17 protein-coding genes are annotated in these 19,348 nt (G+C 67.6%); 13 read left to right on the forward strand and 4 right to left on the reverse strand.

Annotated features, from left to right (window positions below; genetic code table 11):
• Window positions 1-84 precede the first annotated feature (84 nt).
• Window positions 85-765 (forward strand): Fe2+-dependent dioxygenase, encoded by a 681-nt coding sequence (locus L1Z78_RS24985; protein WP_234639025.1) that lies wholly within the window; start codon window positions 85-87, stop codon window positions 763-765.
• Between the two features lie 58 nt (window positions 766-823).
• On the opposite strand, the gene L1Z78_RS24990 is transcribed toward L1Z78_RS24985, so the two are convergent.
• Window positions 824-2,278, reverse strand: a complete 1,455-nt coding sequence (locus tag L1Z78_RS24990) for a pseudouridine synthase (RefSeq protein ID WP_326491958.1) — start codon at window positions 2,276-2,278, stop codon at window positions 824-826.
• Between the two features lie 499 nt (window positions 2,279-2,777).
• Between L1Z78_RS24990 and L1Z78_RS24995 the strand changes: the two genes are divergently transcribed.
• The gene (locus L1Z78_RS24995; protein ID WP_234639026.1) at window positions 2,778-3,353 is read left to right on the forward strand and encodes a hypothetical protein; all 576 of its coding nucleotides are present in this window, start codon (window positions 2,778-2,780) and stop codon (window positions 3,351-3,353) included.
• 27 nt (window positions 3,354-3,380) lie between these two features.
• Here the strand turns inward: L1Z78_RS24995 and L1Z78_RS25000 are convergent, their stop codons facing one another.
• Window positions 3,381-4,205, reverse strand: coding sequence for an IclR family transcriptional regulator (locus tag L1Z78_RS25000; protein ID WP_234639027.1), 825 nt, complete (start codon window positions 4,203-4,205; stop codon window positions 3,381-3,383).
• Between the two features lie 99 nt (window positions 4,206-4,304).
• On the opposite strand from L1Z78_RS25000, the gene L1Z78_RS25005 reads away from it, so the two are divergent.
• Genes L1Z78_RS25005 through L1Z78_RS25015 form a run of 3 tightly spaced genes read left to right on the forward strand, consistent with a single transcriptional unit; the run spans window position 4,305 to window position 7,643 of the window.
• The gene (locus L1Z78_RS25005) at window positions 4,305-5,456 is read left to right on the forward strand and encodes an acyl-CoA dehydrogenase family protein (protein WP_234639028.1); all 1,152 of its coding nucleotides are present in this window, start codon (window positions 4,305-4,307) and stop codon (window positions 5,454-5,456) included.
• 13 nt (window positions 5,457-5,469) lie between these two features.
• Entirely contained in the window at window positions 5,470-6,435 is a 966-nt protein-coding gene (locus L1Z78_RS25010) for a Bug family tripartite tricarboxylate transporter substrate binding protein (protein ID WP_234639029.1), read from the forward strand.
• The gene (locus tag L1Z78_RS25015; RefSeq protein WP_234642262.1) at window positions 6,435-7,643 is read left to right on the forward strand and encodes a CaiB/BaiF CoA transferase family protein; all 1,209 of its coding nucleotides are present in this window, start codon (window positions 6,435-6,437) and stop codon (window positions 7,641-7,643) included. The genes L1Z78_RS25010 and L1Z78_RS25015 overlap by 1 nt, the downstream gene beginning before the upstream one ends.
• Before the next feature lie 15 nt (window positions 7,644-7,658).
• Here the strand turns inward: L1Z78_RS25015 and L1Z78_RS25020 are convergent, their stop codons facing one another.
• Window positions 7,659-8,390 (reverse strand): Crp/Fnr family transcriptional regulator, encoded by a 732-nt coding sequence (locus L1Z78_RS25020; protein WP_234639030.1) that lies wholly within the window; start codon window positions 8,388-8,390, stop codon window positions 7,659-7,661.
• 318 nt (window positions 8,391-8,708) lie between these two features.
• Here L1Z78_RS25020 and L1Z78_RS25025 point away from each other — a divergent pair, with 318 nt between their 5' ends.
• From L1Z78_RS25025 to L1Z78_RS25060, 8 genes are all read left to right on the forward strand, one after another.
• A complete protein-coding gene (locus L1Z78_RS25025; RefSeq protein ID WP_234639031.1) occupies window positions 8,709-10,643 on the forward strand; it encodes an AMP-dependent synthetase/ligase in 1,935 nt (644 codons plus the stop codon).
• 14 nt (window positions 10,644-10,657) lie between these two features.
• The gene (locus L1Z78_RS25030) at window positions 10,658-11,443 is read left to right on the forward strand and encodes an ABC transporter ATP-binding protein (protein ID WP_234639032.1); all 786 of its coding nucleotides are present in this window, start codon (window positions 10,658-10,660) and stop codon (window positions 11,441-11,443) included.
• 10 nt (window positions 11,444-11,453) lie between these two features.
• The gene (locus tag L1Z78_RS25035; protein WP_234639033.1) at window positions 11,454-12,383 is read left to right on the forward strand and encodes a branched-chain amino acid ABC transporter permease; all 930 of its coding nucleotides are present in this window, start codon (window positions 11,454-11,456) and stop codon (window positions 12,381-12,383) included.
• A 21-nt stretch (window positions 12,384-12,404) separates the two neighbouring features.
• The gene (locus L1Z78_RS25040; protein ID WP_234639034.1) at window positions 12,405-13,469 is read left to right on the forward strand and encodes a branched-chain amino acid ABC transporter permease; all 1,065 of its coding nucleotides are present in this window, start codon (window positions 12,405-12,407) and stop codon (window positions 13,467-13,469) included.
• Window positions 13,470-13,684: 215 nt separating this feature from the next.
• Window positions 13,685-15,001 (forward strand): ABC transporter substrate-binding protein, encoded by a 1,317-nt coding sequence (locus L1Z78_RS25045; protein WP_234639035.1) that lies wholly within the window; start codon window positions 13,685-13,687, stop codon window positions 14,999-15,001.
• Window positions 15,002-15,192: 191 nt separating this feature from the next.
• Complete coding sequence (locus tag L1Z78_RS25050; RefSeq protein WP_234639036.1) at window positions 15,193-16,026, forward strand: ABC transporter ATP-binding protein; 834 nt, start codon at window positions 15,193-15,195, stop codon at window positions 16,024-16,026.
• 192 nt (window positions 16,027-16,218) lie between these two features.
• Window positions 16,219-17,466 (forward strand): phenylacetate--CoA ligase family protein, encoded by a 1,248-nt coding sequence (locus L1Z78_RS25055; RefSeq protein ID WP_234639037.1) that lies wholly within the window; start codon window positions 16,219-16,221, stop codon window positions 17,464-17,466.
• A gap of 268 nt (window positions 17,467-17,734) precedes the next feature.
• Window positions 17,735-18,724: a tripartite tricarboxylate transporter substrate-binding protein gene (locus L1Z78_RS25060; RefSeq protein ID WP_234639038.1), complete on the forward strand. Its 990-nt coding sequence runs from the start codon at window positions 17,735-17,737 to the stop codon at window positions 18,722-18,724.
• An 83-nt stretch (window positions 18,725-18,807) separates the two neighbouring features.
• Here the strand turns inward: L1Z78_RS25060 and L1Z78_RS25065 are convergent, their stop codons facing one another.
• A complete protein-coding gene (locus tag L1Z78_RS25065) occupies window positions 18,808-19,314 on the reverse strand; it encodes a hypothetical protein (RefSeq protein WP_234639039.1) in 507 nt (168 codons plus the stop codon).
• Between the last annotated feature and the right edge of the window lie 34 nt (window positions 19,315-19,348).

Below are 19,348 nucleotides of genomic sequence, written 5' to 3' on the forward strand. Positions count from 1 at the left end.
CACCGCAAAGCCCCGCAGGCCATCGCCGCCTGCGGGGCTTTTTTGCGGGACACTCATTGATTCCGCCCCTGAGGACCGCCTGCCATGATGCTCCGCATACCCGCCCTGCTCAGCCCCGACGAAGTACGCCAGTGCCGCCAGGCACTGGAGCAGGCCGCATGGCAGGACGGCCGCGCCACGGCAGGCCACCTCGCGGCCCAGGTCAAGGCCAACCTGCAGCTGCCGCTGGACAGCCCGGCGGGCCAGGCCATCGGCGACCTCATCCTGGACAAGCTGGGCGCCAGCCCGCTGTTCATGTCGGCGGCGCTGCCGTTGAAGGTGCTGCCACCGCGCTTCAACCGCTACGAGGGCGGCGGCACCTACGGCAACCACATCGACAACGCCATCTTCACCATCCCCGGCACGGCCATCAAGGTGCGCAGCGACGTGTCCACCACGGTGTTCTTCAGCGAGCCTGACGAATACGAGGGCGGCGAGCTGGTCGTGGAGGACAGCTTCGGTCACCAGAGCGTGAAACTGGCCGCGGGCGACGCCATCGTCTACCCGGGCACCAGCCTGCACCGCGTCAACCCGGTCACGCGCGGCACGCGCTATGCCAGTTTCTTCTGGACCCACAGCCTCGTGGCCTCGGACGAAAAGCGCCGCCTGCTTTTCGACCTGGACCAGCAGATCCAGCAGCTGACGGTGCGCCACCCGGGCGACCCCAGCCTCTCGGCGCTGTCGGGCACCTACCACAACCTGTTGAGGATGTGGTCGCAGGCCTAGAACTGCAGCATGTATTGTGCGAGCGCACGCGGCAGGCGGAGCAGGGGCTCACGAGGCGTCAGAAGCTCTCATGTGCACCGAGGTAGCGCCACTGTCCTGCAGGCAGGTTGCCCAGCGTCACGCGGCCGATGCGGATGCGCTTGAGGCCCACGACGCGCAGGCCCACCAGCTCGCACATGCGGCGGATCTGGCGCTTCTTGCCTTCGGTGAGCACGAAGCGCAGTTGCTCGGGGTTCTGCCAGTCCACCTGGGCGGGCTTGAGTGCCTCGCCATCCAGCGACAGGCCGTGGCGCAGGCGCTCCAGCTGCTCGGCCGGGAACACGGACTGCACGTCGATGTCGCGGTCGCCATAGGTCACGCGCACCAGGTACTCCTTGTCCACCTCGGAGTCCTCGCCGATGATCTGGCGCGCCACGCGGCCGTCCTGGGTCAGGACCAGCAGGCCCACGGAGTCGATGTCCAGCCGGCCGCAGGGCGCCAGGCCCTTGAGCTGCGCGAAGTTGAAGCGCGTGCGGCTGCTGTCCTGGTTCCAGTGGTTCTGTGGCGTGACCAGGGTCACGGCAGGCTCATGGCCATCCTCGGCCTGGCCGCTGACGTAGCCCATGGGCTTGTGGATCAGGATCGTGACCTGCTGGTCCTGCCGCTCGCGTGCCTCGCGCTCCACCGTGATGCGGTCGGAAGCCACGACGTTCTGGCCCATGACGGCAACTTCGCCATTGACACGCACCCAGCCCTTTTCCACCCATTCGTCGGCCTCGCGGCGCGAGCACAGACCCATGTCGGCCAGGCGCTTGTTGATGCGCACGGCACCGGGCACCTGCGCCTGCACGGGCGCGGGGGCACGCTTGACGGGGATCTCTCGGCTGCCGCCATCGGCAGGACGATAGGTGCGGATGCCGCTGAGCGGGCGGTAGGCAGGTTCGGCCGGCACATCACGGCGCGGGCCACGGGCATCGTCGCGGCGGGGCCCGCGGACATCGTCACGGGGACGGTCCCGGAAGCCGCCTTCGCGCGGACCATCACGGAATCCTTCGCGTGGCCGCTCGTCGCGCTGGCCATGGGGCCGATCGCGGCGCTCGTCCTGGCGCGGTGGACGCGGGGGGCGTGCCTCACGGGTGTCGCGCTGCTCGCGCGGGCCACGGCCTTCGCCGCCGCCGGATTCGCGCCAGTCACCACGAGGCTGGGAGCGTTCCAGGTCCTCTGCACGGCCGAAGCCGCCCGTGCGGGGACGCTGGTCCCGTGCGCTGGCGCGGGGGGCGGCATCGCGCCGGTCGGAGCGCTCGTAGCGCTCATTGCGCCCGCCGCGTTCGTTGCGGTCGCCACGTTCATTGCGGTCGCCGCGCGCACCGCGTGCGCCTGCGGACTTGCCCGCGCCACCGGAGGAGGGGCGGCGGGAATCGCCGGCAGGCTCGGCCTGGGGCTTGGCGGGACGGCGCAGCACAGGGCGCGCCGAGGGCGCTGCCGCCTCGTCGGTGCCGGGCCGGGGCGGTTTGGAAGAAGTAGGGGATGACATCAGGCCGCCATTGTCGCGCGCCACGGCCCGCCACGGCGGCGCCCTGCGACCAATACGGGCATTGCGCTCGGCTATCGGGCCGGCCTCGCCGTGCCCGGCCCGGGACGCAGCCGCCGGCACCGCACCTGGGCACCTGCAGCCCACGGCCGGCACGGCGCACATGCCCGACGATATGGGAAGCCATCGACCTTCAACGGCATGCGTTGTATCCGCCCCGATATGCCATCGCACCGGTTTTCAAAAGACCAGCAAGAACCGATGAGTAAAGAAACTTCGCAAACCGGCCAGAATTCCGAATGAAGGCATGCGAAACATATCGTTCCTTATGTAATAAATAGTTTTCCACCCCGCTGCACACCATTCCCATCCACGGCAATGCGGATCATTCGATTCGCAATGGAATGCCTGTCGCGCCATAGAATGGCGCGCGCCAGGAAGCCAAGAGCCTTCTTCGATACGGCGACCTGTGCGCATTGCCCGTTGCGGCCTCCGGGCCTTCATGCCCATACTCCAGCCTCATTCAGCAAGGAAAACCATGAGCGATACACCCCATCTATCGAACTCTCCGCCATTGAAAGAACAATTCAAGGCACTTCTTATCACCAAGATGGACCTGACCGGAATCCAGTGGTCCGATATGGAAACCGCCATCGGGGAGAATGCGGAAAAATACCGCCCGCTCTGGGAGCGCATGGTCAATGGCAAAAAAGGTTTCTTTGCCGGGCTCAGTCCCTGCTGGACGGCCATTCCTTTCATGGGTGTGTCCTGGGCGATTGCGCGCCGGGTCTACGCCTATGCCGTGGTCGCCTTCGTCACGCTTGTGATCATCAATCTGCTGATGCCCGGCACGGCCGGCGCCGGCCGCGTGCTGGGCATCGCCGTGGCCATTTCGTTCACCGTCAAGCGCACCTATCTGCAATGGCTGGTCACACGCATACAGCAGATCAACCAGATGGGGCTGACGGGGGGCGCGCGCGAAGACGCACTGCGCCAGATCGGCGGCCTGGACCAGAAGAACGGCTGGATCGCCTTCGGCGTGCTGCTGGCCATCGGCCTCGTGCTGGCGATCTTCTGAATCCGGAGCCTGCTGCCCGCCCGCCGCTCAGCGGTCCGCGGGCAGCCGGTCGCACAGGGCCACCAGCTGCGCGAGCTGGGGGCCCACGTCCCGGACCAGTGCGCGGCCCGGCATGCGCAGGCCGGGCACGGCGCAGTTGAACAGCAGCCGGCGCGTGCCATAGCGGATGCGCGAGGCCGCGCCCACGGCACAGACACCCAGGCCGGAATCCCCCATGTTCACCGCGAAGCCCCTGTCCTGATATCGGGCAATGCTCTCCCTGGCGTTGTCCAGGCAGCGCGCATATTCATCGGGCCGCTGGTGCTGCACGCGCTGCAGGAAGTGCTGCTGCTCGCCGACCCCGAGCTGTGCCAGGCCCGCCCGGCCCATGGCGGTCTCCAGCACGCCGCGCACCGCCCCCACGCCCGGGCGCTTGAGCGTGCCGCCCTCCCAGGCGCAGGTCTCCAGGTAGACCACGTCCAGATCCATGGCAACGCCCACCGACACGGCCCCCTTCACACGATCGGCAAGGGCCTGCATGGGCAGGCGCAGCTGGGCCAGTTGCGGGGTGTTGATCACATACGGGTAGCCCAGGGCCACGGCGGCCGGGCCGACGAAGTAGCGGTCCAGCCGCTCGTCATGGTCCAGGTAGCCCATGGTCTGCAGGCTGCGGCACAGGCGCGATACCGTGGGCCGTGGCAGGCCCAGGCGCCGGGCCAGCTCGCTGTTGGCATGCGGACGCGGGTCGCTGACGAAGCACTGCAGGATCATCAGCCCCTTGGCCAGCGTGCCCGCGAAATACGGGTCCTGCTCACGGATGCGGCAGACATCCTGCGAGTCCCTGGGCTGATGGGCGATCGGTGCTTGGGTCACGCAGCGATTGTGCGGAAGCCGGGCGCCATGCCGCAACTGCGTTTCAATAATTGAAACGGCAGTGCGGCCTCCGCCGCCGCGCTTCCTACAGTGCGGCCCATGATCCAAGACGACGCCCGCCTGCAGGCCCTGATTGCAGACATCCGCCATTTCGTCCGCCACCGCTGGCATCCGCTGGAAGAGCAGGTCGAGCGCGACGACGACATTCCGCCCGCCGTGGTCCAGGAGCTGCGTGACAAGGGCTACTTCGGCTGGAGCATTCCCCGGGCCTACGGCGGCCTGGGCCTGAGTACCGAGGAACTGGTGCTGTGCGCCTTCGAGCTGTCCCAGGCCTCGGTGGCGCTGCGCGCCCGCGTGGGCACCAACACCGGCATAGGCTCGGAGGCCCTGGTCGCCGATGGCACCGAGACGCAAAAGCAGCGCTGGCTGCCGCGCATGGCGCGCGGCGAGCTCACGGGCTGCCTGGCGCTGACCGAGCCCGACGCGGGCTCCGAAGCCAGCAACATCCAGACCACGGCACGCCGCGAGGGCGACCACTACGTGCTGGACGGCACGAAGCGCTTCATCACCAACGCACCGCTGGCCGATGTCTTCACCGTCATCGCCCGCACGCAGCAGGGCAGCACGGGCAGCGAAGGACTCACGGCCTTCTTCGTGGAGCGTTCGCCGGGTCTGTCCACCGGCCAGCCCTACCGCAAGATGGGCCAGGCCGGCTCGCCCGTCTCCGACGTGCATTTCGACGGCTGCCGCGTGCCGGCCGACCAGATCATCGGCGGGCGCGAGGGCCAGGGCTTCAAGACCGTGATGAAGGTGCTCAACAAGCAGCGCCTGCACCTGGCCGCGCTGTGCACGGGCCCGGCCATGCGCATGCTGGAGCTGGCGCTGGCGCATGTGAGCGAGCGCCGCCAGTTCGGCCAGCCGGTGGCGAACTTCCAGCTGGTGCAGGCCCTGCTGGCGGACTGCCGCACCGAGATCTTCGCCGCCCAGTCCATGATCCTGGAGGCCGCGCGCGCCCGCGACCGCGGCGAGGACGTGGCACTGTCCGCCTCCATGTGCAAGTACTTCGCCTCCGAGATGTGCGGCCGCGTGGCCGACCGCGCCGTGCAGATGTTCGGCGGCGCCGGCTATGTGGCCGACTTCAGCCCCATCGAGCGCCACTACCGCGATGTGCGCGTGTTCCGCCTCTACGAGGGCACCAGCCAGATCCACCAGCTCAACATCGCCAGGCACATGCTGCGCGAGCGCGGCTGACACCGGAGACGCCATGAAAACCGCCCCCAGAACCTCCCTGGCAGGCATGGGCCTGCTCATGCTGTGCGCCTGCGCGCATGCCGCCTTTCCCGAGCGGCCCGTGCGCGTGATCGTGCCCTTCCCGGCCGGGGGCAGCACCGACCTCGTGGCCCGCGCCCTGTCGGTCGAACTGGGCCAGGCCCTGGGCCAGCCCGTGGTGGTGGAGAACAGGCCCGGCGCCGGCAGCCTGGTCGGCTCCGAGCTGGTCGCGCGCGCCGCCCCTGACGGCTACACCCTGCTGATGGCGGGCCTGAGCAATGTCTTCCTACCCCATGTGCACGCCCACCTCAAGTGGAACCCGCTGACCGACTACGAGTACATCGGCCTGGTGGCGGACCTGCCCAACGTCATCGCCGTCAACGCCAAGGCCCCCTACCGCACGCTGGCCGAACTGGTGGCCGCCGACAAGGCCCAGCCCGGCACGCTGTCCTTCGGCTCGGCGGGCACGGCCACGCCCTCGCACCTGGTCTGCGAGATGGTCAACCACCGGCTCGGCACGAAGATGCAGCACCTGCCCTACAAGGGCAACGCCCCGGCCGTCAACGACCTCATGGCCGGCCACATCCCCGTGATGTGCAACAACCTGGGCGGCACCCTGCCCTACATGCAGGGCGGGCAGATCCGGATCCTGGCGCAGACCGGCAAGAGCCGCTCTGCGGCCGCGCCCGACATTCCCACCTTTGCCGAACTGGGCGTGACCGGCCTCGATACCGGCCTGTGGGTGGGCCTGGCCGCGCCCAAAGGCACGCCGCAGCAGATCGTGGCCACGCTCAACCAGGCGCTGGCCAAGGCCATGGCCCTGCCCGAGACACGCGCCAAGCTGGTGCGCCTGGGTGCCACGCCGCTGCCCACGCAGACGGCGGATTTCCACCGGCGCGTGGCCGAAGACCGCCGCGCCTGGGAGCCCGTGATGAAGAACGTGGACCTGAAAGGCCAGTGATGGAACGCCATGGCTACCCCCTCGAAGGCGTGCGCATCCTCGACATGGCCACGGTGCTGGCCGCCCCTTTCTCGGCCACGCTGTGCGGCGACCTGGGCGCCGAGGTGGTCAAGCTGGAGCTGCCCGGCGGCGGCGACACCTTGCGCAGCCTGGCGCCCGTGCATGAAGGCCACGCCATCTTCTGGAAGACGGCCAACCGGGGCAAGCAGGGCGTCTCGCTGGACGTGCGCAAGCCCGAGGGCCGCGCGCTGTTCCTGCGGCTGATCGCGGATTTCGACGTGCTCGTGGAGAACTTCCGCACCGGCACCCTGGACCGCTGGGGCCTGGACCTGGCCACGCTGCATGCGCACAACCCGCGCCTGATCGTGCTGCGCGTGACGGGCTTCGGCCAGACCGGCCCCTATGCACGCCGCCCCGGCTTTGCGCGCATCTTCGAGGCCATGAGCGGCTTCACCCACCTCACGGGCGAGGCCGATGGCCCGCCCCAGCACATGAACTACCCGCTGGGCGACGTGGTGGCGGGACTGTTCGGCGCCTTCGCCATCGCGGCAGCCCTGGCCGAGCGCAACGCCCTGCCTGCGGCCCGGCGGCGCGGCCTGGAGATCGACCTGTCCGCCACCGAGGCCCTGCTGCGCCTGCTGGACCCGCTGGCGGCCGAATACGAACTCGGTGGCAGGGCGCGCTCGCGCATGGGCTCGCGCGCCGGCTACACCGCGCCGTCCAACGTCTACCAGACCCGTGACGGCGCCTGGCTGACCGTGGTGGCCACGGGCGATGCCATCTTTGCGCGGCTGTGCGAGGCCATGGAACAACCCGCGCTGGCGGCGGATGCGCGCTTCGCGGACAACGCCGCACGCATCCGCAACCTGGCAGACATCGACGCCATCGTTGCACGCTGGTGCCGTGAACGCGACTTCGCCCAGGCCGCCCAGGCGCTGGCCGCGCGGGAGATTCCGTTCAGCAGGATCCACTCGGCCCAGGACACGCTGGCGGACCCGCATTTCGCGGCGCGCGGCAGCTTCATCACGCTGGCGGACGACGCACTGGGCGCCCTCACCGCACCGGCACCCGTGCCGCGCTTCACCGGCCGCACGGCGCCCTCGCCCCGCACCGGCCCGGCCACGGGCCAGGACAACGCCGCCATCTATGCCGCCCTGGGGCTGGATGCGCGGCAGCAGGAGAAGTTGCGTCTGGAGGGCGTGATCTGAGAATCGAGGCGCCCCTCAGGCCGCCACCTTGCGCTGGGCAGTGAACAGCCCGCTGCGCAGCGCCTCCAGATCGAGCACGCGCAATCCGCCGTACTCGACGACGATGGCATGCTCGCGCTGCAGCACCGACAAGGCCTCGTTGACACGCTGGCGCGACAGGCCCACGAGGTAGGCCAGCTCCTGCTGGGTGATGCGCAGCACATCGCCCACGCCCGGGTACAGCAGCGGATGGAACAGCGCCGCAAGGCTGCGCGCCACGCGCAGGTCAGGATTGGTGAGGCGGTCGATCTCGCGGGCCGCGATGAACTGGCCCAGGCGCTCGTTGAGCTGGCTCATGACGAAGCGGTTGAAGCCGATGGAGTGGTCCAGCAGCCAGTGGAAGGTGTCGATGGGAAGGCCGCCGACCACGCTCCTGCGTATGGCCTGCACGTTGTAGCGGTAGGGCTCGCGCTTGACGGCCGTGCCCTCGCCGAACCAGCCACCCGGTGGCAGGCCGGCCAGCGTCATGCTGGCGCCGTCCACGCCGTCGGTGTTCATCTTGAGCAGGCCTTCGACCACGCCGAACCAGTAGGTAGGGGCCCGGCCCGTGCGGCAGACATAGTCGCCCGGCTGGGCATCGCCGACGACCAGCGCCTTCTGGGCGCGTTCCCGCTCGGCGGGCTGGAGCACGGCCAGCCAGGGAATGCCTGCGAGTTCCTCGGACCGTGGCGCGCGCCGGCGCTGGTGCAGTGACAGTTCTTGGCTCATGGATGGTTCATCAAAAACCATCCAAGCATTGCCCGAGCCCGGCGGCCCGCGTAAGCGGGATTTCCACGAGCAGGCCGGTGCCCGCCAATGGCAGCGAAATGTCCGTCCCCCGGCAATGCAAGCCCTGATGCAACGCAAGCGACCCTTTTGGCACCATTTGTTACGGCAGGTTTTCCCGATGATGGCTTTCCCTCAAATTGTCGTCAAACAGACACCACGACGTCAAAGCCAGACCTAGGATGCAGTCCAAGCCGGTTTGCTGCGGCCTGGGCCCCAGGGTTCCGCGGCACCCGTTCATCGAACTCCCAAGGACATGGAATGACGACCACGTTCCCGCACCTGCTGCTCCAGCATGCCGCCGAGCGCCCCCAGGCGCCGGCGCTGCGCGAGAAGGAATACGGCATCTGGCAGACCTGGAGCTGGAGCGAGGCCTTGGACACCGTGCGCCACATGGCCTGCGGCCTGGCCGCGCTGGGCATGGCGCGTGGCCAGAACCTGGCCTTCGTCAGCGACAACCGGCCCCATGTCTACATGGGCTTCATCGCCGTGCAGGCGCTGGGCGGCGTGCCGATCCCGCTGTACCAGGATGCCGTGGCCGCCGAGATGCGCTTCGTCATCGAGGATGCCGAGATCGACTTCGCCTTCGCCGAGAACCAGGAGCAGGTGGACAAGCTGCTGGAGGTGCGCGAACACGTGCCCGGCATACGGCACATCGTCTATGACGACCCGCGTGGCATGCGCCACTACGACCAGCCGGGTCTGATCAGCACCGAGGCCCTGCTGCAAAAGGGCAAGGACTGGGATGCCGCGCACCCGGGCGCCTGGGATGCGATGCTGGCCGCACTGTCGCCCGACGATGTCTCGGTCATCCTCTACACCTCGGGCACCACGGGCAAGCCCAAGGGCGTGTGCCAGACGCACCGCAGCTTCGGCGAGTCGGCGCGCGGCGGCGCCCAGGTGGACCGCCTGGGCCCTGGCGACAACGTGATCTCCTACCTGCCCCCGGCCTGGGTCGGCGACCATCTGTTTTCCTTCGCGCAATGGCTGGTGGCCGGCTTCACCATCAACTGCCCCGAGTCGGCATCGACCGTGTCCATCGACCTGCGCGAGATCGGCCCCAGCTACTACTTCGCGCCGCCACGCATCTTCGAGGGCATGCTGACCTCGGTGTCCATCCGCATGGAGGATGCGGCGCCCTTCAAGCGCTGGATGTACGAGCGCGCCATGGCCGTGGCACGCCGCGTGGGGTCGGACATCCTGGACGGCAAGCCCGTGGGCCTGCTCGACCGCATGCAGTACGCGCTGGGCGACCTGTGCATCTACGGCCCGCTGCGCAACGCCATGGGGCTGTCGCGCATCCGCGTGGCCTATACGGCGGGCGCGGCCATCGGCCCCGAGCTGTTCCGCTTCTTCCGCTCCATCGGCATCAATCTCAAGCAGCTGTACGGCCAGACCGAGACCTGCGCCTATGTCTGCATCCAGCGCGACGGCCAGGTGGAGCTGAGCAGCGTGGGCCAGGCGGCGCCCGGGATCGAGCTGAAGATCGCCGACAACGGCGAGGTGCTGCTCAAGGGCGTGTCCGTGCTCAAGGAGTACTACAAGCGCCCCGACGCCACGGCCGAGGTCATCGACGCCGACGGCTGGTTCCACACGGGCGACGCGGGCCTGATCGATGCCGGCGGCCAGCTGCGCATCATCGACCGCGCCAAGGACGTGGGCAAGACCGCGCGCGGCGCCATGTTCGCGCCCAACTACATCGAGAACAAGCTCAAGTTCTTCCCCCAGATCAAGGAGGCGGTGTGCTTCGGCCACGGCCGCGACCAGGTCTGCGCCTTCATCAACATCGACTACGAGGCCGTGGGCAACTGGGCCGAACGCCAGGGCCTGCCGTATGGCGGCTATGTGGACCTGGCCTCCAAGGCCAAGGTGCTGGAGATGGTGGCCGACTGCGTGGCCCGGGTGAACGCCGACCTGGCCGCCGAGGCCGGCATGGCCGACACCCAGGTGGCGCGCTTCCTGGTGCTGCACAAGGAGCTGGACCCCGATGACGACGAGCTGACCCGCACCCGCAAGGTGCGCCGCGGCTTCATCGCCGACAAGTACGGCGTGCTGGTCGATGCGCTGTACACGGGCAAGCGCGAGCAGTTCATCGAGACGCAGGTGAAGTTCGAGGATGGCCGCACGGGCAGCGTCAGCGCCACGCTGTCCATCGTCGATGCCAAGACCCATCCCGCGTCCGCGGCCAAGGCCTGAAGGGAGTCGCTGCAATGGCACACAAGAAGATCGGCGATGTCATCCTGGACATCAAGAACATCAGCCTGCGCTTCGGCGGCGTGAAGGCGCTGACGGACATCTCGTTCAATGTGCGCGAGCACGAGATCCGCTCCATCATCGGCCCCAACGGCGCGGGCAAGAGCTCCATGCTCAACTGCATCAACGGCGTGTACACGCCGTCCGAGGGCTCGATCACCTTCCGGGGCAAGACCTTCAGCCACATGAACAGCCGCCAGGTGGCCGAGATGGGCGTGGCGCGCACCTTCCAGAACCTGGCGCTGTTCAAGGGCATGAGCGTGATCGACAACATCATGACCGGCCGCAACCTGCAGATCAGAAGCGGCATCCTGATGCAGGCCCTGCGCATTGGCCCGGCCGCGCGCGAGGAGATACGCCACCGCGAGTTCGTCGAGCACATCATCGACTTCCTCGAGATCCAGGCCTACCGCAAGACGCCCGTGGGCCAGCTGCCCTACGGCCTGCAAAAGCGCGTGGACCTGGGCCGTGCCCTGGCCATGCAGCCCCAGGTGCTGCTGCTGGACGAGCCCATGGCAGGCATGAACGTGGAGGAAAAGCAGGACATGTGCCGCTTCATCCTCGATGTCAACGACGAGTTCGGCTCCACCATCGTGCTGATCGAGCACGACATGGGCGTGGTCATGGACATCAGCGACCGCGTGGTCGTGCTGGACTACGGCAAGAAGATCGGCGACGGCGCGCCCGACGAGGTGCGCCAGAACGAAGACGTGATCCGCGCTTACCTTGGCACGAGCCACTGAGGGGACAGACATGGGATTTTTCCTGGAAACCTTGTTCGGCGGCCTCATGGTGGGCACGCTGTACGCATTGATCGCCATCGGCTTCGTGCTGATCTTCAAGGCCTCGGGCGTGTTCAACTTCGCCCAGGGCGCGATGGTGCTGTTCTCGGCCCTGGCCATGGCGCGTTTTTCCGAGTGGATTCCGAAGTGGACCGGCCTGGAGGCCGGCTGGTTCACCAACCTGCTGGCCATCTGCGTGTCGCTGGCCATCATGGTGGTCGTGGCCTGGGTGATCGAGCGGCTGGCGCTGCGCCACCTGGTCAACCAGGAGCCGATCACGCTCTTGATGGCCACGCTGGGCATCGCCTACCTGCTCGACGGCCTGGGCCCGATGATCTTCGGCAGCGCCGTCTACAGCATCAACGTGGGCATGCCCAAGGACCCCATGTTCATCCTCGACGGCCTGTTCGAGGGCGGCGTGCTGCTGAGCCAGGAAGACCTGTACGCGGCCTGCATCGCCGCGCTGCTGGTGGCCGCGCTCAGCGTGTTCTTCCAGAAGACCAAGACCGGCCGCGCCCTGCGCGCCGTGGCCGACGACCACCAGGCGGCCCAGTCCATCGGCATCCCGCTGTCGCGCATCTGGGTCATCGTCTGGTCGGTGGCCGGCGGCGTGGCCCTGGTGGTGGGCATCATCTGGGGCTCCAAGCTGGGCGTGCAGTACTCGCTGTCGCTGGTGGCCCTGAAGGCCCTGCCCGTGGTGATCCTGGGCGGCCTGACCTCGCTGCCCGGCGCCATCATCGGCGGCCTGATCATCGGCGTGGGCGAAAAGCTCTCCGAGGTCTACCTGGGCCCCCTGGTCGGCGGCGGCATCGAGACCTGGTTCGCCTACGGCCTGGCCCTGTGCTTCCTGCTCGTGCGGCCCCAGGGGCTGTTCGGCGACAAAATCATTGATCGCGTTTGACCGTTACGGAGAACTTGCACCATGTTTTATCGTGAGAACGGTCAATTCAAGACGAGCTACGCCTCCGACCAGCAGATCTTCGGCGTCGCCCAGGACCGCTGGGCCATCGTGCTGCTGCTGGCCTTCGCCTTCCTGGTGATTCCCTTCGCGGTCAGCGACTACACCTTCCAGGCCGTGCTGATCCCCTTCCTGATCATGTCGCTGGCGGCGCTGGGGCTGAACATCCTGGTCGGCTACTGCGGCCAGATCTCTCTGGGCACCGGCGCCTTCATGGCGGTGGGCGCCTATGCGGCCTACAACCTGCAGGCGCGCTTCGAGGGCATGCCGCTGCTGGTGGCCCTGATCGGCGGCGGCGTGCTGGCCATGGTCTTCGGCGTGGTCTTCGGCCTGCCCAGCCTGCGCATCCGGGGCCTGTACCTGGCCGTGGCCACGCTGGCCGCCCAGTTCTTCATGGACTGGCTGACCAGCCGCGCCGCCTGGGTGACGAACAACTCCTCCTCGGGCTCGGTCAGCGCCGGCCCGCTGTCCATCGCGGGCTGGAAGATCGACACGCCCATGGAGAAATACCTGCTGTGCCTGGGCATCCTGTGCGTGCTGGGCCTGGCCGCCAAGAACCTGGTGCGCAGCGCCATCGGCCGCGAGTGGATGGCCATGCGCGACATGGACGTGGCCGCCGCCGTGATCGGCATCCGCCCCACCTACGCCAAGCTCAGCGCCTTTGCCGTCAGCAGCTTCATCGTCGGCGTGGCCGGCGCGCTGTGGGGCTTCGTGCACCTGGGCGCCTGGGAGCCCGCGGCCTTCAGCCTGGACCGCTCGCTGCAGTTGCTGTTCATGATCATCATCGGCGGCCTGGGCTCGGTGGTGGGCAGCATCTTCGGCGCGGCCTTCTTCGTGCTGCTGCCCCTGCTGCTCAACCAGGTGCCCCACTGGCTGGGCCTGCCGCTGTCCACGGCCACGGCCACCTACCTGGAGCACATGATCTTCGGTGCGCTGATCGTGTTCTTCCTGATCGTGGAGCCGCATGGCCTGGCCAAACTGTGGGCCACGGCCCGCCAGAAGCTGCGCGTCTGGCCCTTCCCGCATTGAGATGGAGTACCCCCTGAGTCGCTTCGCGCCTTCCCCCTTGAAGGGGGACGACACCCTCGCTGCGGGGCGGCCCTTGCTCGGTGTCCCTGATCTCGGCCTCGCCAGTTTCCAACATGGCGCCAGGAAATATGGGATGTTTGATTCTGATCGACGCAAGGCGCCACAGAGTGCCGGATAACCGGGGAATCTTCCCCAGCCAACTAGGAGACAACGTCATGATGTTCAAGAAAGTCGCCATCGCCGCCGCCACCGTCGCCGCCGGAATCGGCGGCCTCGTGGCGGCCCCTGCCGCCCAGGCCCAGGAGCAGTTCGTGCCGCTGCTGGTCTACCGCACGGGCCAGTTCGCGCCCCTGGGCATTCCATGGGCCGACGGCAAGCAGGACTACATCAAGCTGGTCAACGCCAAGGGCGGCATCAATGGCGTGAAGATCGCCTACGAGGAATGCGAGACGGCCTACGACACGGCCAAGGGCGTGGAATGCTATGAGCGCCTGAAGGGCAAGGGCGGCGGCGCCGCCGGCTTCGATCCCCAGTCCACCGGCATCACCTTCGCCGTGACCGACAAGGCGCCCGGCGACAAGATGCCCATCATCACCACGGGCTACGGCCTGTCGCAGTCGGCCGACGGCAAGGTGTTCGAGTGGAACTTCCCGCTGCTGGGCAACTACTGGACGGCCGCCGACTCCATCATCCAGGACATCCTGAAGAAGGAAAAGGGCAGCCTCAAGGGCAAGAAGATCGCCCTGGTCTACCACGACTCGCCCTACGGCAAGGAACCCATCCCGCTGCTGCAAAAGCGCGCGGCCAAGGAAGGCTTCGACCTGACCCTGCTGCCCGTGACCGCGCCCGGGGTGGAACAGAAATCCACCTGGCTGCAGATCCGCCAGCAGCGCCCCGACTATGTGCTGCTGTGGTCGGCCGGCGTGATGACGCCCACGGCCGTGCGCGAGGCCCAGGCCACGGGCTATCCACGCGAGAAGATGTACGCCATCTGGTGGGCCGGCTCGGACCATGACGTCAAGGACATCGGCGCTGGCGCCAAGGGCTACAACACCGTGACCATCCACAACACGGCCGAGCACGACAAGGTGCACGAGGACGTCAAGTCCATGGTCTACGACAAGGGCCAGGGCACCGCCACCGACCCCAAGGAACTGGGCGCCATGGCCCATACGCGCGGCATGGTGATCTCCATGCTGCAGGTGGAGGCCATCCGCACCGCGCAGGAGAAGTTCGGCAAGGGCAAGGTCATGACCTCCGAGCAGGTGCGCTGGGGCCTGGAGAACCTGAACCTGACGCAAGAGCGCCTCAACGAGCTGGGCTTCGGCAAGATCATCCGCCCCGTCAAGACCAGCTGCGACAACCACCTGGGCACCGACTGGTCGCGCATCGCCCAGTGGGACGGCGCCAAGTGGAAAGTGGTCTCCGACTGGTACCAGGCCGACAAGTCCATGGTCGAGCCGCTGGTCAAGGAGTACGCGGACAAGTACGCCAAGGAAAAGAACGTAAAAGTGAGGAGTTGCACCCCCTGAGGCGCTGACGCGCCTTCCCCCTGAAAGGGAGACGACACCCTCGGGGCGGGGCGGCGCGGCCGGCATAGGCCCTTCCTCGGTGTCTCTGAGTTGGGCCGCGCCAGTTTCATACGCTGCGCGCGGTCCACCGAGATGCTTCGCAAGCTGCGGCCACCGCATCCATCTCTGTATCAACGCCCATGGACGACGCCATGACCACCGCATCCACCTTAGCCCCGGCCGCCAGCGCTCCGCTGCTCGTGGTCAATGGCATCGAAGTCATCTACAACCATGTGATCCTGGTGCTCAAGGGCGTCTCGCTCCAGGTGCCGCGCGAGAGCATCGTGGCCATCCTTGGCGGCAACGGCGCGGGCAAGACCACCACGCTGCGCGCCATCTCCAACCTGCTCAAGGGCGAGCGCGGGGAGGTCACCAAGGGCACGATCGAGCTGGAGGGCGAGCGCATCGAGAACCTCAGCCCCTCGGACCTGGTCCGGCGCGGCGTGGTCCAGGTCATGGAGGGACGCCACTGCTTCGCCCACCTGACCATCGAGGAAAACCTGATGACCGGCAGCTACACGCGCACCGACAAGGGCGAGATCGCGGCCAACCTGGAAAAGGTCTACAACTATTTTCCGCGCCTGAAGACCCGTCGCACCTCGCAGGCGGCCTACACCTCGGGCGGCGAGCAGCAGATGTGCGCCATCGGCCGCGCGCTGATGGCCAATCCGCGCATGGTGCTGCTGGACGAGCCCTCCATGGGCCTGGCGCCGCAGATCGTCGAGGAGGTGTTCCACATCGTCAAGGACCTCAACAGCAAGGAAAAAGTCACCTTCCTGCTGGCCGAGCAGAACACCAACATGGCCCTCAAGTACGCGGACTACGGCTACATCATGGAAAGCGGCCGCATCGTCATGGACGGCGCTGCCTCCGACCTGGCCAGCAACGAGGACGTCAAGGAGTTCTACCTGGGCGTGGGCGGTGGCGAGCGCAAGAGCTTCAAGGACGTGAAAAGCTACAAGCGCCGCAAGCGCTGGCTTGCATGAATACCCCCTGAGTCGCTTCGCGCCTTCCCCCTGAAAGGGGGACGACACCCTCGGCGCGGGGCGGCCCTTCCTCGGTGTCCCTGGGGTTGGGCCGCGCCGGTTTCGCGGGCAAGGGGCGGCACAAGGATTGTTGGAATCTTTCTTTCACCACTGGCCGGACTCCATCTGCCCTTTCCACCTACAGGACTAGCCATGAGTGCCTTCTACGACGCGCTGGAGACGCGCACCCCTGACGAACGCGAAGCGGCGCTGCTGGCCGCCCTGCCCCGGCAGATCTCCCATGCGCAGCAACACTCAGCCGCCTTCGCCCAGATCCTGGCCGGCGTCGATGCCGCGCAGATCACCAGCCGCGAGGCCCTGGCCCGCCTGCCGGTGACGCGCAAGTACGAGCTGCTGCAGCGCCAGGCCGAGCAGCGGCCCGCGCAGATCTTCGGCGGCTTCAACGCCATCGGCCTGGGCCAGCCCATGCCCCGGCTGTTCGGCAGCCCCGGCCCCATCTACGAACCCGAGAGCCGCCGCGCCGACTACTGGCGCATGGCGCGCGCGCTGCATGCCTCGGGCTTTCGGCCCGGCGAGCTGGTGCACAACTGCTTCAGCTACCACTTCGTGCCCGCCGGCTCGATGATGGAAAGCGGCGCCCATGCGCTGGGCTGCACGGTATTCCCGGGCGGCACGGGCCAGACCGAGCAGCAGGTGCAGGCCATGGCCGATCTGCGGCCCGCCGGCTACGTGGGCACGCCCAGCTTCCTGAAGATCATCGTGGAGAAGTCCATCGAGATGGGCCTGTCCATCGCGTCTGTGACCAAGGCCATGGTCTCGGGCGAGGCCTTCCCGCCCTCGCTGCGCGACTGGCTGGCCGAGCGCGGCATCGCCGGCTACCAGTGCTATGCCACGGCCGACCTGGGCCTGATCGCCTACGAGACCGAGGCCCGCGAAGGCCTGGTGCTGGACGAGCAGGTCCTCGTCGAGATCGTGCGCCCCGGCACGGGCGACCCCGTGGCGGCCGGCGAGGTGGGCGAGCTGGTGGTCACCACCTTCAACCCCGACTATCCGCTGGTGCGCTTCGGCACGGGCGACCTCTCCGCCGTGCTGCCGGGCCAGTGCCCCACGGGCCGCACCAATGTCCGCATCAAGGGCTGGATGGGCCGCGCCGACCAGACCACCAAGGTGCGCGGCATGTTCGTACATCCCGGCCAGATCGCCGAGGTGGTGCGCCGCTTCCCCCAGGTCGGCAAGGCGCGCCTGGTGGTCACGGGCGAAATGGCCAATGACCAGATGCAGTTGCTGGTGGAAACACGCGAGACCTCGCCCGGGCTGGCCCAGCAGCTGTCGGATGCGGTGCGTGAAGTCACCAAGCTGCGCGGCGACGTGCAGATGGTGCTGCCCGGAACCCTGCCCAATGATGGCAAGGTGATCGAAGATGCGCGCTCGTATCGGTAGCACCCCCTGAGGCGCTGGGCGCCGTCCCCCTCTCCTGCGGGAGGGGGACGGCGCCCCTGCGATCGGGACATGCCTGCTCCTGAAAAAGCGTTATCTGTCAAGGCTCCCAGGGTTTGCACTAGATCAATCCAAAGGGAATCTGCTGCGACGCAATAGAAACAATTCTTAAAATCCGTCACCCCGTGCATTCGGTTTTCTTGCGTGTTTGCCCTCAAGGGTGGATGCGCATCGCCCCCTATCATTTGCACGCTATTCACTTGGAGACACCATGCAAGCATTGTTCAAGATCGCAGCGATCGCGCTGGCCGCCGGTGCGGCCGTCGGCGCCCACGCCCAGGACTACCCTGCCGCCGGCAAGACGATCACCCTCATCGTGCCGTTCACCGCAGGTGGCCCCACCGACAAGGTGGCCCGCGATCTGGCCGAATCCATGCGCAAGCAGCTGAACAATGCGACCATCGTGGTGGACAACGCCGACGGCGCGGGCAGCACCATCGGCACGGCCAAGGCCGCGCGCGCCCGTCCCGACGGCTACACACTGCTGATCAACCACATCGGCATGTCCACGATCCCGTCGCTGTACCGCAAGCTGTCGTTCAACGTGCTGGGCGACTTCGAGTACGCCGGCATCATCAACGACGTGCCCATGACCCTGATCGGTCGCCCCTCGCTGCCGGCCAAGAACTTCGCCGAGGTCAAGGACTGGATCGCCAAGAACCAGGGCAAGGTCAACCTGGCCAACGCCGGCATCGGTTCCGCCTCCCACCTGTGCGGCCTGATGCTGCAGTCCGCCATGAAGACGGAAATGACGCCCGTGCCCTACAAGGGCGCCGCACCTGCGATTGCCGACCTGATCGGCAACCAGGTCGACCTGCTGTGCGACCAGACCACCAACACCACGGGCCAGATCACGGCCAAGAAGGTCCAGGCCTATGCCGTGACCACGCCCAAGCGCCTGACCATGCCCGCGCTCAAGGACCTGCCGACGCTGGCCGAAGTGGGCGTGCCCGACTTCCAGGTCACCATCTGGCACGGCCTGTACGCGCCCAAGGGCACGCCGGCGGACATCGTCAAGAAGGTCAACGAAGCCATGAAGGCCGCGCTCAAGGACCCCGAGTTCATCAAGCGCCAGGAAGCCCTGGGCGCCGTGATCGCCAGCGACGGCCGCATCGAACCCGAAGGCCACAAGAAGTTCGTCCAGTCCGAGATCGAGAAGTGGGGCAAGGTCATCAAGGCGGCGGGCACCTACGCCGACTGAGCCTGGAGCCGCGGTACGGCTGATCGCTCCGACATCCCCCGAAAGAACCCGGCCCTGCCGGGTTTTTTCATGGGGGCGATACCTCAGGGTGCCGGCCCGCGCAGCGCCATCACGGCCTGCCAGACGCCACCGCGCAGCCTGGCGTTGTAGAGGTTGCTCTGCGCATTGCCGGGCCCTTCGTAGTAGCTGCCGCGCAGCAGGCATTCGGCGCCGGTGGCCGTGCAGTGCACGAGTTCGACGCCGAACATCAGGGCCGGGCGGCCGCTGGCCCGGTCCAGCACCTGCTCTCCCCCCTTGCCCACGTCGCAGGCGGAAGCGGGGCGGACCAGGGACTGGCCGCCGAGCAGGGCCAGTGTGCCGGCGTCGGGATCCAGCAGCGCCCAGCCGCGGCCATTGCCCACGCAGTAGGCTGCGGCCTTGGGGCCCAGGTTGGAGGCATTGTCCAGGAACAGCAGGGAATAGACGGCAGCGGCCGCCCCCGGCGGCGCCTGCGGGCCGGCGGATGCCCTGGGCCTGTCCGCGCAGGCGGCCAGCGCCACCGAGGCGGCCAGCGCGGCCAGCCAGGGCAGAGGTCGGCAGTGGCGATGCATGAAAGTCCTTTCTCTTCGGTATCTCCGGATGCCG

The organism is Delftia tsuruhatensis (assembly GCF_903815225.1).
Classification (GTDB): Bacteria; Pseudomonadota; Gammaproteobacteria; order Burkholderiales; family Burkholderiaceae_C; genus Comamonas; species Comamonas tsuruhatensis_A.

Coding starts and splice junctions, on each gene's coding strand:
- L1Z78_RS25025 (WP_234639031.1), top strand. CDS start 8,709: ATGACGACCACGTTCCCGCACCTGCTGCTCCAGCATGCCGCCGAGCGC.
- L1Z78_RS25055 (WP_234639037.1), top strand. CDS start 16,219: ATGAGTGCCTTCTACGACGCGCTGGAGACGCGCACCCCTGACGAACGC.
- L1Z78_RS25035 (WP_234639033.1), top strand. CDS start 11,454: ATGGGATTTTTCCTGGAAACCTTGTTCGGCGGCCTCATGGTGGGCACG.
- L1Z78_RS25040 (WP_234639034.1), top strand. CDS start 12,405: ATGTTTTATCGTGAGAACGGTCAATTCAAGACGAGCTACGCCTCCGAC.
- L1Z78_RS25060 (WP_234639038.1), top strand. CDS start 17,735: ATGCAAGCATTGTTCAAGATCGCAGCGATCGCGCTGGCCGCCGGTGCG.
- L1Z78_RS24990 (WP_326491958.1), bottom strand. CDS start 2,278: ATGTCATCCCCTACTTCTTCCAAACCGCCCCGGCCCGGCACCGACGAG.
- L1Z78_RS25005 (WP_234639028.1), top strand. CDS start 4,305: ATGATCCAAGACGACGCCCGCCTGCAGGCCCTGATTGCAGACATCCGC.
- L1Z78_RS24995 (WP_234639026.1), top strand. CDS start 2,778: ATGCCCATACTCCAGCCTCATTCAGCAAGGAAAACCATGAGCGATACA.
- L1Z78_RS25050 (WP_234639036.1), top strand. CDS start 15,193: ATGACCACCGCATCCACCTTAGCCCCGGCCGCCAGCGCTCCGCTGCTC.
- L1Z78_RS25065 (WP_234639039.1), bottom strand. CDS start 19,314: ATGCATCGCCACTGCCGACCTCTGCCCTGGCTGGCCGCGCTGGCCGCC.
- L1Z78_RS25045 (WP_234639035.1), top strand. CDS start 13,685: ATGATGTTCAAGAAAGTCGCCATCGCCGCCGCCACCGTCGCCGCCGGA.
- L1Z78_RS25015 (WP_234642262.1), top strand. CDS start 6,435: ATGGAACGCCATGGCTACCCCCTCGAAGGCGTGCGCATCCTCGACATG.
- L1Z78_RS25030 (WP_234639032.1), top strand. CDS start 10,658: ATGGCACACAAGAAGATCGGCGATGTCATCCTGGACATCAAGAACATC.
- L1Z78_RS25010 (WP_234639029.1), top strand. CDS start 5,470: ATGAAAACCGCCCCCAGAACCTCCCTGGCAGGCATGGGCCTGCTCATG.
- L1Z78_RS24985 (WP_234639025.1), top strand. CDS start 85: ATGATGCTCCGCATACCCGCCCTGCTCAGCCCCGACGAAGTACGCCAG.
- L1Z78_RS25020 (WP_234639030.1), bottom strand. CDS start 8,390: ATGAGCCAAGAACTGTCACTGCACCAGCGCCGGCGCGCGCCACGGTCC.